This window comes from Variovorax ginsengisoli, from assembly GCF_030811835.1.
Lineage (GTDB): Bacteria > Pseudomonadota > Gammaproteobacteria > Burkholderiales > Burkholderiaceae_C > Variovorax > Variovorax ginsengisoli_C.
The window spans coordinates 155273-167175 of the sequence record NZ_JAUSRO010000010.1 but is presented as its reverse complement, the minus strand read 5'-3'; the positions used below and the strand labels follow the sequence as shown (position 1 = coordinate 167175).

Sequence of the window (11903 nt, the reverse complement as noted above, 5' to 3'; positions counted from 1 at the left end):
GAATAACGCCGTAAAGGCTCATGTGTTGGAAGAGGGCGTCGCAGCCTCTTGCCGAGGCCACGGAGCAGTTAAGCAAGACACGGGCCTGTGTCGATGCAGCCTTGGATCGTCTGCTGCGCGCGGCGGCCGCTCGAGCAGCGCGCCGGGCCAACCGCAAGCCGGGCCGAGCCAGTCAAGCGTGGCAGTGTCCAATCGGCTGGTGATTCTTCGCGGCGTTGCTTCATCGGCTTGCTCACACGAATGGACTCGACCACCTTCGCTCTCTTCTTGCCTTGAAGCCCGAGTTCGACCTCGAACGACAAGGGCAGGCCGACGGCCGGGCGTCCAGTGCCCTGGGGGAAAGATTTGATGTGGACAAAAATTCCCTGCCCGCCTTGAAGCGGCTCGATGAGTATGCGTCCGTAAGGTGATCTGGCCGTGGGGCGGATGTGGCGCAGCGCAGGCGCCGGTTCCCGCCGTGATCATCGACAGGTGCATCTCCATTGCCAGCTTGCTGGCCCCCGTCTTGGTGGCCAAGCACTCCGAGCACCTGCCGCTGTACAGGCAGGAAGCGATCTTCGGACGAGCCGGTACTTCGTTGAGTTGGTGAAGACCAACAAGAGCACCGTCGCTGCTACGGCGGGGGAGTTCATCGGACAGCTGTACGGTATCGAGCGCGAGGCCAAGGGCATGGCAGCCGGGCAACGCCTCCAACTGCGGCAGGAACGTGCACGACCGATTACGCTGGCATTGCACTCCTGGCTCGTCGCGCAACGCCTCCAGGTCGTCGCTGGCGTGCCAGGGCCATCGACTAAGCGCTCAAGCGCAGCGTTGAGCTCGCCCCCCAAACGAGCTCCAAACGTGTGAGCCTGGATCTCTACGATCCCAGCATCGGCTTTGGTCGTGGCTTTTGCGTACTGGGTCAGCCTGCAGGTGCTCTGACAGGCTGGCCGTCGATCGCGGCGCGCGCCTTGAAGGTGCTGTTGCCGTAGACGCGCCGAAATTCCCAGATCGCGACGGCCAGGCAGGTGATTCCCCAGAAAACCGGGTATTCGTACCCGCCCGTGTTCCAGGTCCAGCCGAAGCCCTTAACCATCTGCAGTGCGTAGACCGCGACGGCCAGGGCGCCTGCAGCACCGAGGGCTGCATAGCGCGTGCAGATGCCAAGAACCAGCCCGATGCCCGTGGCGACCTCCATGAACGCGGCCAGCCAGACCCATAGTTCGGGTGGCTGAAACCCGGCCTTGGCGAAGAAGCCCACGGTGCCTGCCGAAAGCGTGCCAAGCGCGGCGAACTTGCTCAGTGCATGCGGGAACATGAAGGCGCCGCAGATGATGCGCAGGATGTTCTCGCTGCGTGTCAGGTCGAAGTTTTCCAGCTTGATTTTGAAGTCGCTGGGATAAAGAAGTTTCATACGCGTTCCTTGAGGGTTTACCCATGCTAGGCGTGGGCCGTTCGCGCAGCCTTGACGGCCATCAAGGCGCTGGACTCGGTCTACGTCGTACACCCGCGCGAGCGGGCCGAGGTGGTGCTGACCTGTCCGTGCGCGCCACGAGAGGGGCGCGCCGGTGCAATAGCCGGAAAAAGGGATTTGGAGCAGTCGATGGCGCCAAAACAAGTTCTAACCGGCAGTTTGATCAGGTTTCGAGCCGAATCTATATGTTTCACCCCTGGCTCCGTCTAAAACCCGCGCGGGCTCACGCTTGTGCCCCGAGAGGCGAATTAGACGCCCCCCTGTTTCCTGCTGCCGGAATGAGCGGACATCGTCCTTCTAACCTCGTCGCCCTCTCGGCGCGGCGCCCTTGCAGGGACGCGGAGCTTTGCGTCTGAGGCCATCTTTTCAGTTTCGGCGGTTCAAGCCGGCGCCACGCACGGCATTTCGCTCCCAGTCGGCCTGCGATTAGTGGTCATGGAGGCGCTCTTTCGAAGAGAAAAGCAGACTGCGGGGCTTGCGTTTTAAGGTATTAACTAGTGATACGAAGAGGACCGCGCTATACCTGCCGCGTCTGATCTGGTCGCCACAGGCGCTGCTCGATGGGCTGCGCCTCTATCGCTTACTGGTGGGCACACCACGTATGATAAAGAGGTCCTTCAGGCTTGCCCTGAGTGGTGATCGGCGCGATTTTATTGGCACGGCATTCAGGAGGTAGCAATGGAAAAGTGGGTCCTCTACGCCATTGTCTCTATGGCCTTCGCCGGCTTCACTTCGGTGATCGCCAAGTTGGGTCTTGCTGGCATTTCTGGTGATCTGGGACTGGCCGTGCGGACATGTTTCGTCTTCGCATTCGTCCTGATGTTTGCTGGTGCCGTCGTTCCTATTGAACAAGTGCGCTCCCTGACGCCGCGCAACATTGGGTGGCTTGCGCTGTCGGGTGTCACGACCGCAGGCTCTTGGATCTTCTATTACAAAGCCATCAAACTCGGCGAGGTGTCCACAGTCGCGCTCATTGACAAAGGTAGCGTTGTGGTCGCGCTTGTGTTGGCTTGGCTTCTGCTGGGCGAGTCGCTGACGGCTGCCAAGCTCATCGGCGGCGCCATGATGCTGGGTGGATTACTTGCTATCGCCAAAGGCTGAAAATAGTTTGACGATCGCCCGAGCTGGGCTCGCCATCCCGCCTCTAATCTACGCTGCCATTGGTGCGGGAGCAACTCGTCGATACGGCTGTTCAGATGTGTCGGCAGCCGTGTGAGCACGTCCTTCTGGTAAGCCCACGGATCGTGACCATGCAACTTGGCCGACTGCACCAGAACCCTCATGACCGCAGCACGTTGACCCGCCAGTTCGCTGCCGGCGAACAACCAGGCTCGCCTGCCCAGAGCGAGGGGCCGGATCGTGTTCTCCAACGGGTTGGAGCCCAACGGTCAAGATCCTTTGTCCAGGAATCGCACGAGCTTGGGGCACTGCCCGTGCAGGTGCGTGAGCAGCAGTCGCTCGATCTCGCGCCTTAGGCGTCGGTGTTGCCGAAATAGGCGCGCACGGACTCGATGCAGCGCACAACTTTCAACGGCTGATCGTCGCGCCGCGCTGCGATGGCATAGCAACCCATACCCGGCAGCGTCCAGCGGGGCAGCAGCGGGATTAAGCGGCCTTCGCGAATGAGCGGGTCGGCGTCGATGCGCAGCAGGCGCACCACGCCGTGGCCTGCCAGAGTCGAAGCTCGGGCGGTGGGCGCCTCGTCGGTCGACAACCGGCCGCGCATCCGTAGGCGCCTCACACCATGGCTCGCATGGCGTAGCTCGATGAAGGCGGGATCACCCAGCGGCGTGAAGTTTGTGAGCTGCATCAGGAAGACGCCCAATGATTAGGGTGTCGAGCAAAGCATCCAGCGCTACCTCGACGCGCTGGAAACTGCAGACCGCGTCCAGCCCGCTGACCTCGAGGCCAAGACCGATTGCCTGCAGGAGAAGATCGGCAAGCTGCGCGAACGGATGCGGCAACTTGACGAGACCAAGGAGCAGCTCAAGAGCGAACCAGGCCAGCAGCGCTCGCTGACGGATCCTGATTCGCGTTCGATGCTTCAATCGGGCAAGAGCACAGGCTTGGTCGGCTACAACGTACAGACGGCAGTCGATGGCAAGCATCGCCTCATCGTCACCCACGAGGTCACGAATATCGGCAACGATCGAACTCAGCTCACCAGAATGGCAGTGGCCGCACGCGAGGCCATGGGCAAGACCAGGTTGCAAGCCTTCGCCGACCGCGGCTACTTCAACAGAGGCTGGAGATCAAGGCTTGCGAGGACGCCGGAATTATTGCCTTCGTTCCCAAGCCAATGACCTCCAACGCGAAGGCGCACGGCCGCTTCGGTAAGGCCGACTTCATCTACATCGCAAAGGACGATGAGTACCAGTGCCCAGCCGGTGAGCGAGCCATCTACCGATTCAGCACGCTGGAGAAGAGCGGGCTCAACGCCCATGTCTACTGGACCAGTGTCTGCCCCACATGCGCGATCAAAGACCAACGCACGACAGGCGAATACCGGCGAATCCGCCGCTGGGAACATGAAGAGGTGCTCGAGCGGGCCCAGCAGCGGCTGGACAAGAAGCCCGATGCCATGACCTTGCGAAGGCGCACTGTGGAGCATGTGTTCGGGACGTTGAAGCACTGGATGGGCTCGACGCACTTCCTGACGAAGACGCTGGCGCATGTGGGCACCGAGATGAGCCTGCATGTGCTGGCCTACAACCTCAAGCGGGTGATCGCCATCCTGGGTATGACTAAAACGATGAAGGCGATGAGGCTGGTGGAGGCGTGAGTCTCTTTGCGGCGCTTCAACGGCATGCAGCGGGATCATATGCGCGTCAAATTCGTCAAAGCCGCGACTGCGAGTACTGGATGACCTGTGAGGCTTGAGGTGGCCCTCCCGACGCGAATGATCGGCATACTGAAGTGCCGAATGCGTTTCCACACAGCCTCGGCCGACTCCTGCCATCGTAGCCGAGGCCGCGCCTCGCCCAAAGCGGCTCCCAGCGAGGGCCTCCGCAGACAGTTGCGGATGAATGAGCTGAGCACAGCTGAAAGATCCAATATGTTCACGCTGTGACAATTTTGGCTCTTATCCACCACCCGCAACGCATTGCTGCGTAAGGTCTTTTTTATGGCTTCTTGACCTCGCTCGAACCAGGGACCTAAGGACTAACCGCCCGCCAAGGGATTGAGGACAAAGTCGTACTGCAGCGCATAGAAGCCGCCTTCAGGACATGTGCCGTCCGGTGCGGGGCCGCTCGCGTGGTGCACCCAGTCGGCGACCAGCGTCGACCGCACGCCGAAGACGGCGTCCGAATCCAGGTAGTCGCTGCCTTCGCGAAAAACGTGGGTGATGAGTGTCTCGTAGCCCGGTGCCTGGATCATGAAGTGCAGGTGTGCAGGCCGCCACGGGTGGCGCCCGAGTGCGTCGAGCATCCGTCCCACGGGGCCGTCATGTGGAATCGGGTAGGGCTCGGCAAGGATCGATTTGAAGTGGTAACCGCCGTCTTCTGCGGTGCGCAGATGGCCGCGTGCACGGTGCTCCGCCTGGCCGTCCGTCGATGGCAGCTGGACGTCGTAGAAGCCTTCTTCGTCGGCCTGCCAAACGTCCATGCGTGCATGTGCGATCGGCTCGCCGCCGAGTCCCCGGACGCTGCCGCTGACGAAGCAGGGCAGGCCCACGGCGCCATTGGCGATGTCGTCGCCATTGCGGTATTCGGGTGCGTTCTCGACGAAGAACGGGCCGAAGACGGTCGCCTCGGTGCAGCCGGCCGGCTTGGCATTGTTCTGCGCCGTGACCAGCGTCGACAGCCCGAGCACGTCCGACAGCAGGATGAATTCCTGCCGTTTGTCGTCGGTGATGTGGCCCACCTCGGTCAGGAAGCCGATGGCCTGGGTCCATTCCGCCTCGGTCAGGTGGACCTCCCGGGCGAACGAATGGAGGTGCTGTACCAGGCTTGTCATGACCGTGCGCAGGCGGTCGTCCTTGCAGCCGGCCAAGGTCGCCAGCACGGCCTGGGTGATCGTGTCTTCGTCAATGTTGCGCATGGCGCTGTCTCCTTTGTGTTGTAAGGGCTCGAATGCTCGCACGTCAAGCCGCCTCACCGGCCTTGCCCCAGTCGGCGACGACCGCGTGGACCAAGTGTTTCACCATGGCACGCGTGTCGGACCAGTCCATGGTTCTTGTCATGCAGGGGAAGACGATCATTCCGTGGACCGCGGCGATGAGGGCATCGGCGGCCAGGCGCGCATTCGCAGGCGGATGCGCGAGCGTCTGGAAGTACCCGTCGACCACGTCGTAATAAAGCTGCAGGCTGTCCTGCGCCGCGTCCGACTGTCCAAACGGAACGCCGGCGCTGCCGACGCCCATCGACCGGTCCGCACCGGGGGCAGGGAAGATCATCAGGAACGCATCCATGTGCGCCAGCCAGTAGTCCGCGGTGCCGATGAACAGCTGGAGCACCCGCTTGACGGGGCTTCGCACCCTGGCGACCTGTTCGCGCAGATGCTCGGTGGAGGCGCGCATGTCGTGCGCGCGGACCTGGAAGAACAGATCCTGCTGGTTGGCGAAGTACTGGTAGATCGAGCCAGGCGCATACCCGGCGGCGGCGGCGATCCGCCGCAGCGAGACCGTGGCGGGATTCTCGTCAGCGAACAGCTGGCGACCTGCGGCGATGAAGGCTTCCTTGACCTTGGCCTTGTCCTCTTGCGTTCGCGCACGGCTGAGCACTTCGGGTCGGGAGGGGCGAAACGACATGGGGCTGTGTGCGGCGTGGATCTGAGTGGCGTTCAATGGGCGGCCTCGAAAAGTATAGGGCTGCGGGAAAACCCCGTGATTTAATTGAACGCGTGTAATTAAAAATGAGCGTCATGGTGATGAATCCCTCCAAGCCCGTGAGTTCCTGCTGCGGCGCAGGTGGCCAGGCCGCACCCGAACGGCCTGCGCCGATCGATGGCCGCTTCGAGCTGATCGATCATTTCGGCCGGCCGGTGAACGAGCGCAGCTTCGGCGACCGCCATCTGCTGGTTTTCTTCGGTTTTTCGCATTGCGCGGTCGTGTGCCCCCGTGAGCTCGCCAAGCTGGGCACCGCCCTGGAGCGCCTGGGGCCGCTGGCGCAGCGCGTGCAGGCGCTCTATGTGACCGTCGATCCGCAGCGCGACGACCCCGCGTCGATGCGCGCGTACGTGGCGCGCTATCCGGGCGGCTTCATCGGGCTCACCGGCACGATCGAGCAGGTCGCCGCTGCCAAGAAGTCCTATCGCGTGTTTGCCGAGCCTGTGCCGGACGCCGATGCGCCCGATGGCTATGTGGTGCCGCACACGGCCTTCGCCTATCTCATGGCGCCTGGTGGGCGCTACGAAACCCACCTGCCGGACGCGCTTGGTGTCGACGCCGTGGTCGAACGGTTGCGTCGGCACCTGGTCTGATGTGGCCGACGCGTCCTTACCTGAAAAGCATTCCATGAACGCACCCGATACGCTCACCGACCGGCAAGTTGGTCATCTGCGCCATTTCGCCAACCTTTCGCGGCAGCTTCCGAATGACTGGTCCCTGATGCAGGGCCGCGGAACCGGCCAGGATGATTTCGGGGGCTACCGCTTTCAGCTCGCCTACATGGCCTATGCGATGGCGCTGGCCCATCGGCATCGGCTACCGGCCGCACCGGGCGTCTTCAAGCCGGTCTTCGAACGCTTGATCGAAAAGATGCTGCTGCCCGAAGTCTGGATGTACTGGGCCCGCGTCAGCCAGGGAGGCAGCGTGTTCAACATGCACCTGTCGGACAAGCTCAAGGAGGAATGGGACCCGGTCGGCCGCGACAACATCATGTACAGCGCCTATGTGCAGTCGATGGCCCTGCTCTACAACTACCTGTTCGACGACGAGCGCTACGCTGCACCCGGTGCGTTGACCTTCAGTTACTGGTCTTTCTTCTGGGGCGGCAAGGAGCGACGCTTCGAACATGACCAGAACAGCCTGAACGACACGGTCTACTGGCAGATGGTGGAGAGCGGCTATCTGGGGGTTGCCTGCGAGCCCAACTGCGTGTTCCAGATCTGCAATCAGCCGGCCATCCTGGGCTTTCGCATGCACGACCTGGTCAACGGGAATGCGGTTGCTGCCGAAGTCACGCAGGCCTACCTCCAGGCCTGGGCCCAGTTCGGACAATTGGGTGCCAATGGGCACTACAACATGATGCTGGCCCAGGACACCCGCGCGGTGCGCGACAACGCAGGCATGGCGCCATGGGTGGACGCCTGGTGCGGCACCCTCATGAACATGTGGAACCGCGACTTCGTCCATGACCACTACCCGGCGCAGATTCGCGATTGGCTGGTCAACGGCCCCGACGGGGCGCTGTCGGTGCGTTCGTCCGAACGGCCTTTGATCATGGGCCAGAAGGTCGTCAACGACGATTCGGATTTCGGCTGGGCCGCGACCTGGGCTTCGGAGATGGGCGACCAGGCCACGCTCGACGGACTCATGTGCCATGCGGACCGCTACATGGCACCGGCCTGGCGCGATGGCGGCGTCTACTTCCCGCGCAACGATACGCCGCACGACGCCGATGGCAACCGCACGCTCATGGAGCCGATGTGCGGCAACGTGCTGATGGGCTATGCAAGCCTGAACGTGCCGGACGGCCTCTGGAAGCTCTACAACGAACCCATCTCGCCGGACGAACGCCGCCAGCCGGCGCTCGTGGAAGTCGGGGCGGGTGTCGACGTGCTGAAGGCACGGTTCGACCCCGAGCGCAACCAGTTGCACTTCACGGTACGCCGCTGCGCGAGCAGTACATCAGGCTTCAACATCATGATCGGGCGGCTGGTGGGAAGCGGGCGCTGGACGCTCTCCATGGATGGCCGCACAGTGGCACAAGGCACAGGCGCCCATGTCGCGGATACGTCGCTGATGGCGCTGCGCGCAGGCCAGGGAGGGCTGCTGCTGGATTGCAGTGGCGCGACAGCCGCGACGGTGTTCTTGCTCGCTTTCCAGGTTGACTGAACGCGCGGCGCAGGGGCGGGGCAGGGCGCACCTGCGACGCCGCCGTCAATAACCGATGCCGTGCGCCATCAAGCTGGCCAGTACGAGCAGCAGCGGCAGCAGCGCCAACTGGAGGCCCATCCAGCGATGGACTGCGCGCACCTCTTCGGCGCTCGGCAGGTGCGTGGCCTTGCGCCATCGCAGAATGCGAAGTGTTGGCACGACCGAAAGCAGCCCGATCACCGCGAAGCAGGCGAGCTTCGCCCAGAACAGCGAATTGCCCGTGTAGAAGGCCCAACCCTTCGCTCCCCAGATGACGCGCGCGGCACCTGCCAGCAGCACGAGCCCTGCCAGTACCCCGTACCCCATGTCCAGCCGGGCAAGCAGTGCCATCCGGGGATGATCGACCGGCCGCGCGGTGATGCACCACTCGGCGAACAGCACTGCAACCAGGGCGAAGGCGCAGAAGAAATGCGCCGCTCCAAGCAGGGCGTCCGGAACGCCCGGTGTCATTTGCGGCTCCCGGAGGTCTGGGGTGGACGCTGCGTCGCGTTCGGCCAGGCGCCCACGCAGTACAGCGCCCAGACGATGAAGATCGGCTGGAACAGCGGACGGATCCAGAAGTACCAGGCGCCGAAATCCAGCCCTTGCACCGTTTGTCCTTTGAGCGCGACGTTGATGTTGGCCGCCACGACACAGACCAGCAAAACCGCCAGCCAGATGCCCGCTTGCTTCTGCAGGTTGGGCAGCCCCAGGCGTCGGTACAGCGTCACCGGAATCAGAAGCCCCAGGCCGCCCGCCAATTCGGCCGCGCCGGTCAGGTAGACCCACGCAAGGGCGTGGGCCGCTGCAACATCAGGAATCATCGGGGCGTAGCGGGTGGCGGCGTTCAGGAAGTGGTCCGTGCCCGTGAAGAGAAAGCCCAGGCCCATGCCCCATCGCATGCACGCTCGCAGGTCCAGTTGCAGCGACCACCAGCGGGACAAGGCCCAGGTCAGCGCTGCGCCCGTGGAGATCAGAATGAAGAAACTCATGCGGCCGTCCGTTGTTTACAATGGAAACATTGTAAAGCCGAATGTTTCCATCGTCAACTTAAGTTTGAAATCCATGACCGCGTCCTACCATCACGGTGACCTCAGAAACGTCCTTCTGGCCTATGCGCGCGAGCAACTCGAACGTGCCAGCCTCGACGGCCTCTCCATGCGGGAAATGGCCAAGGCGATCGGCGTGTCCCACACGGCCGCCTACCGCCACTTTCAGGACCGGCGCGCATTGCTGCAGGCCGTGGCGGTCGATGGCTTCCAGGAGATGCTGGGCGCGACCCGCGCCGCCGCAGGTGCGGACCGGCCCTTTGGTCGTGCACAGCTGAAAGCCAGCGGGCTGGCCTACATCCGCTTTGGCCTGATGCATCCGCGCTTGCTGGCCCACATGTTCAGTGCGGTCGGTGAACCGGACGCGCCGGAAGACCTTGTCCATGCCGGTGCCCAGCTGTTCGAGGTGCTGCTGCAGCTCGTCAGCACGGGTCAGGAGGAGGGCGTCTTCCGGGCCGGCGATGCCCGGCAGCTGTCGCACGCCTGCTGGGCCATGGTCCATGGGCTGACGACGCTGATGGGCGTGGGCGTTTTGCGCGGCGCCGGCGATGCCCAGGACACCGATTTGACCGGTGCATTGCAGGAAGCGGCGCAAGCGCTCGACGTCTTCATTGACGGATTGAGCAAGCCTGTTTGAGCTTCCTCTTTTCGCGCGTTAGAACGTGGCCCAGTCGTCCGTCGATTCGACGGCGGCAGCAGGCGCTTTGGGTTGGTCCAGGACGGGACGCTTCGTGGCCACGGCCACGGCGGCCTTCTTCGCGGGCGCAGGAAGGGAAGGGCGGGCCGAGCGCGTCGCTGCATCGGCGGGCGCACCGGCCAATTTGCCGTCCAGCTTGAAGACGCTGACGGCCTTCACGAGATCCGAGGCCTGCTCCTGCAGCGAGCCCGCCGCAGCCGCGGCTTCTTCCACCAGCGCCGCGTTCTGCTGGGTGACCTGGTCCATCTGCGTGATCGCCTGGTTGATCTGCTCGATGCCTGTCGTCTGCTCCTGGCTCGCCGCGGTGATCTCGCCCATGATGTCGGTCACACGTTTGACGCTGTCGACGATCTGTTCCATCGTGCGGCCGGCCTCGCCCACCAGTTGCGCGCCCTCGCTCACATTGCCCACCGACGCGTCGATCAGGCCCTTGATTTCCTTGGCCGCCGCCGCCGAGCGCTGCGCCAGGTTGCGCACTTCCGCCGCCACCACGGCGAAGCCACGGCCTTGCTCACCTGCGCGTGCGGCTTCGACCGCCGCATTCAGCGCCAGGATGTTGGTCTGGAACGCGATGCCGTCGATCACCGAGATGATGTCCACGATTTTCTTGGAGGACGTCTCGATGGCAGACATCGTGTCCACGACGCGCCCCACCACTTCGCCGCCCTTGACCGCATGGTCGGACGCCGACACCGCCAGTTGGTTGGCCTGGCGGGCGTTCTCCGCGTTCTGCTTGACGGTGGAGGTCAGCTCTTCCATCGACGCGGCGGTCTGTTCCAGCGAGCTGGCCTGTTCTTCGGTGCGCGAGGACAGGTCCTGGTTGCCCGTGGCGATCTGCGCCGTGCCCGTTGCAATGTTGTCGCTGCTGGCGCGCACCTGGGTGACGGCGCGTGCGAGATTTTCTCGCATGACCGTCATGGCAGCGAGCAAGCTCGTATGGTCGTCGGCACGGCTGTCGATCTGAAGGGCCAGATTGCCTTCAGCGATTTCCTTGGCCACATGCGACGCATAGTCGGGTTCGCCGCCGAGTTGCCGGAGGATGGACCGGGTCACCCAAAAACCCAATGCAATGGCCAGCACGACAGCCAGAACCGACCCGCTGACTACCGCGTTGTGATTCAAGGCGCGCAAATCTTCAGCCACGGCAGCACGTTGAACCAGGAGGTCGCGTTCCGCTTTGCTGAATTCGCTCTGCAGCGCCCGGAAGCCGTCCATGGCCGACTTTTCCTTGCCCTGACGGAATTCGCCGACCAGGTCTGCCATCGTCTTGCCACTGTCGTTGACTTCGCGTCGCAAGCCCATCATGGCGTTGGCCAAGGCCACGAACTCTGTGTGCTTGGCCTTGATATCGTCCAGGCGCTTTTGCTGTGCAGGGTTGTCGGCGGTAAGACGCTTGCCCTCCGTCCATGCGCTTTCAAACGCTTTGATGCCGCTGTTCCAGGGCTCCAGATAGCGGGCTTCGCCGGACATCAAATAGCCTCTGTTGCCCGTTTCCATGTTGACCATATTCACGAGCATCGTATCGGCCGTATCGAGCACTTTGTAGGTGTGCGAATTCCAATTGTCGGCTTCCGCCAATCTGCTACCGGTGTACAGCGCAACCGCTGCAACACCAAGGAAGATCACGATCACGCACGCAAATGCCGTGCCCAAGCGTTGCGCAACGGTCATGCCCGATGTTGCCCT

The 11903-nt window shown here is 63.1% G+C and carries 12 protein-coding genes and 3 pseudogenes; 7 read left to right on the top strand and 8 right to left on the bottom strand.

The features are described from left to right. Positions 1-439 precede the first annotated feature (439 nt). Both J2W36_RS16685 and J2W36_RS26580 read left to right on the top strand, forming a co-directional pair. Positions 440-580: pseudogene (locus J2W36_RS16685) on the top strand (IS66 family transposase); the annotation flags it as partial. A 5-nt stretch (positions 581-585) separates the two neighbouring features. Beyond that, positions 586-846: an IS66 family transposase gene (locus J2W36_RS26580; protein ID WP_370869337.1), complete on the top strand. Its 261-nt coding sequence runs from the start codon at positions 586-588 to the stop codon at positions 844-846. A 55-nt stretch (positions 847-901) separates the two neighbouring features. Here the strand turns inward: J2W36_RS26580 and J2W36_RS16680 are convergent, their stop codons facing one another. After that, positions 902-1393 (bottom strand): DoxX family protein, encoded by a 492-nt coding sequence (locus J2W36_RS16680; protein WP_307690880.1) that lies wholly within the window; start codon positions 1391-1393, stop codon positions 902-904. A gap of 738 nt (positions 1394-2131) precedes the next feature. Here J2W36_RS16680 and J2W36_RS16675 point away from each other — a divergent pair. Beyond that, a complete protein-coding gene (locus tag J2W36_RS16675) occupies positions 2132-2554 on the top strand; it encodes an EamA family transporter (protein ID WP_307690879.1) in 423 nt (140 codons plus the stop codon). A gap of 53 nt (positions 2555-2607) precedes the next feature. On the opposite strand, the pseudogene J2W36_RS16670 reads toward J2W36_RS16675, so the two are convergent. Further along, positions 2608-2871, bottom strand: a pseudogene (locus tag J2W36_RS16670) (transposase domain-containing protein); the annotation flags it as partial. Between the two features lie 53 nt (positions 2872-2924). Continuing rightward, positions 2925-3278 (bottom strand): LysR substrate-binding domain-containing protein, encoded by a 354-nt coding sequence (locus J2W36_RS16665; protein ID WP_307690878.1) that lies wholly within the window; start codon positions 3276-3278, stop codon positions 2925-2927. 10 nt (positions 3279-3288) lie between these two features. Between J2W36_RS16665 and J2W36_RS16660 the strand changes: the two are divergent. Next, a pseudogene (locus tag J2W36_RS16660) lies at positions 3289-4235 on the top strand (transposase); the annotation flags it as partial. Positions 4236-4615: 380 nt separating this feature from the next. Here J2W36_RS16660 and J2W36_RS16655 read toward each other — a convergent pair. Further along, positions 4616-5494, bottom strand: a complete 879-nt coding sequence (locus tag J2W36_RS16655; RefSeq protein WP_307690877.1) for an intradiol ring-cleavage dioxygenase — start codon at positions 5492-5494, stop codon at positions 4616-4618. Positions 5495-5537: 43 nt separating this feature from the next. Next, positions 5538-6203 (bottom strand): TetR/AcrR family transcriptional regulator, encoded by a 666-nt coding sequence (locus J2W36_RS16650; RefSeq protein ID WP_307690876.1) that lies wholly within the window; start codon positions 6201-6203, stop codon positions 5538-5540. Positions 6204-6322: 119 nt separating this feature from the next. On the opposite strand from J2W36_RS16650, the gene J2W36_RS16645 reads away from it, so the two are divergent. Both J2W36_RS16645 and J2W36_RS16640 read left to right on the top strand, forming a co-directional pair. Next, positions 6323-6874, top strand: a complete 552-nt coding sequence (locus J2W36_RS16645; protein WP_307690875.1) for an SCO family protein — start codon at positions 6323-6325, stop codon at positions 6872-6874. 34 nt (positions 6875-6908) lie between these two features. Continuing rightward, positions 6909-8450, top strand: coding sequence for a linalool dehydratase/isomerase domain-containing protein (locus J2W36_RS16640; RefSeq protein WP_307690874.1), 1542 nt, complete (start codon positions 6909-6911; stop codon positions 8448-8450). Positions 8451-8495: 45 nt separating this feature from the next. Here J2W36_RS16640 and J2W36_RS16635 read toward each other — a convergent pair whose 3' ends face one another. After that, positions 8496-8942, bottom strand: coding sequence for a DUF2214 family protein (locus tag J2W36_RS16635; protein ID WP_307690873.1), 447 nt, complete (start codon positions 8940-8942; stop codon positions 8496-8498). Then, complete coding sequence (locus J2W36_RS16630; protein ID WP_307690872.1) at positions 8939-9463, bottom strand: DoxX family protein; 525 nt, start codon at positions 9461-9463, stop codon at positions 8939-8941. The genes J2W36_RS16635 and J2W36_RS16630 overlap by 4 nt, the downstream gene beginning before the upstream one ends. Here J2W36_RS16630 and J2W36_RS16625 point away from each other — a divergent pair. Then, complete coding sequence (locus J2W36_RS16625) at positions 9450-10157, top strand: TetR/AcrR family transcriptional regulator (RefSeq protein WP_307690871.1); 708 nt, start codon at positions 9450-9452, stop codon at positions 10155-10157. The genes J2W36_RS16630 and J2W36_RS16625 overlap by 14 nt on opposite strands. Positions 10158-10175: 18 nt before the next feature. Here the strand turns inward: J2W36_RS16625 and J2W36_RS16620 are convergent, their stop codons facing one another. Continuing rightward, positions 10176-11888, bottom strand: coding sequence for a methyl-accepting chemotaxis protein (locus tag J2W36_RS16620; RefSeq protein ID WP_370869339.1), 1713 nt, complete (start codon positions 11886-11888; stop codon positions 10176-10178). Positions 11889-11903: the final 15 nt, after the last annotated feature.

Bases quoted from the DNA above. Each gene is read 5' to 3' on its own strand.
- J2W36_RS16680 (WP_307690880.1), bottom strand. From the start codon at position 1,393: ATGAAACTTCTTTATCCCAGCGACTTCAAAATCAAGCTGGAAAACTTC.
- J2W36_RS16675 (WP_307690879.1), top strand. From the start codon at position 2,132: ATGGAAAAGTGGGTCCTCTACGCCATTGTCTCTATGGCCTTCGCCGGC.
- J2W36_RS16655 (WP_307690877.1), bottom strand. From the start codon at position 5,494: ATGCGCAACATTGACGAAGACACGATCACCCAGGCCGTGCTGGCGACC.
- J2W36_RS16650 (WP_307690876.1), bottom strand. From the start codon at position 6,203: ATGTCGTTTCGCCCCTCCCGACCCGAAGTGCTCAGCCGTGCGCGAACG.
- J2W36_RS16645 (WP_307690875.1), top strand. From the start codon at position 6,323: ATGAATCCCTCCAAGCCCGTGAGTTCCTGCTGCGGCGCAGGTGGCCAG.
- J2W36_RS16640 (WP_307690874.1), top strand. From the start codon at position 6,909: ATGAACGCACCCGATACGCTCACCGACCGGCAAGTTGGTCATCTGCGC.
- J2W36_RS16635 (WP_307690873.1), bottom strand. From the start codon at position 8,942: ATGACACCGGGCGTTCCGGACGCCCTGCTTGGAGCGGCGCATTTCTTC.
- J2W36_RS16625 (WP_307690871.1), top strand. From the start codon at position 9,450: ATGAAGAAACTCATGCGGCCGTCCGTTGTTTACAATGGAAACATTGTA.
- J2W36_RS16630 (WP_307690872.1), bottom strand. From the start codon at position 9,463: ATGAGTTTCTTCATTCTGATCTCCACGGGCGCAGCGCTGACCTGGGCC.
- J2W36_RS16620 (WP_370869339.1), bottom strand. From the start codon at position 11,888: ATGACCGTTGCGCAACGCTTGGGCACGGCATTTGCGTGCGTGATCGTG.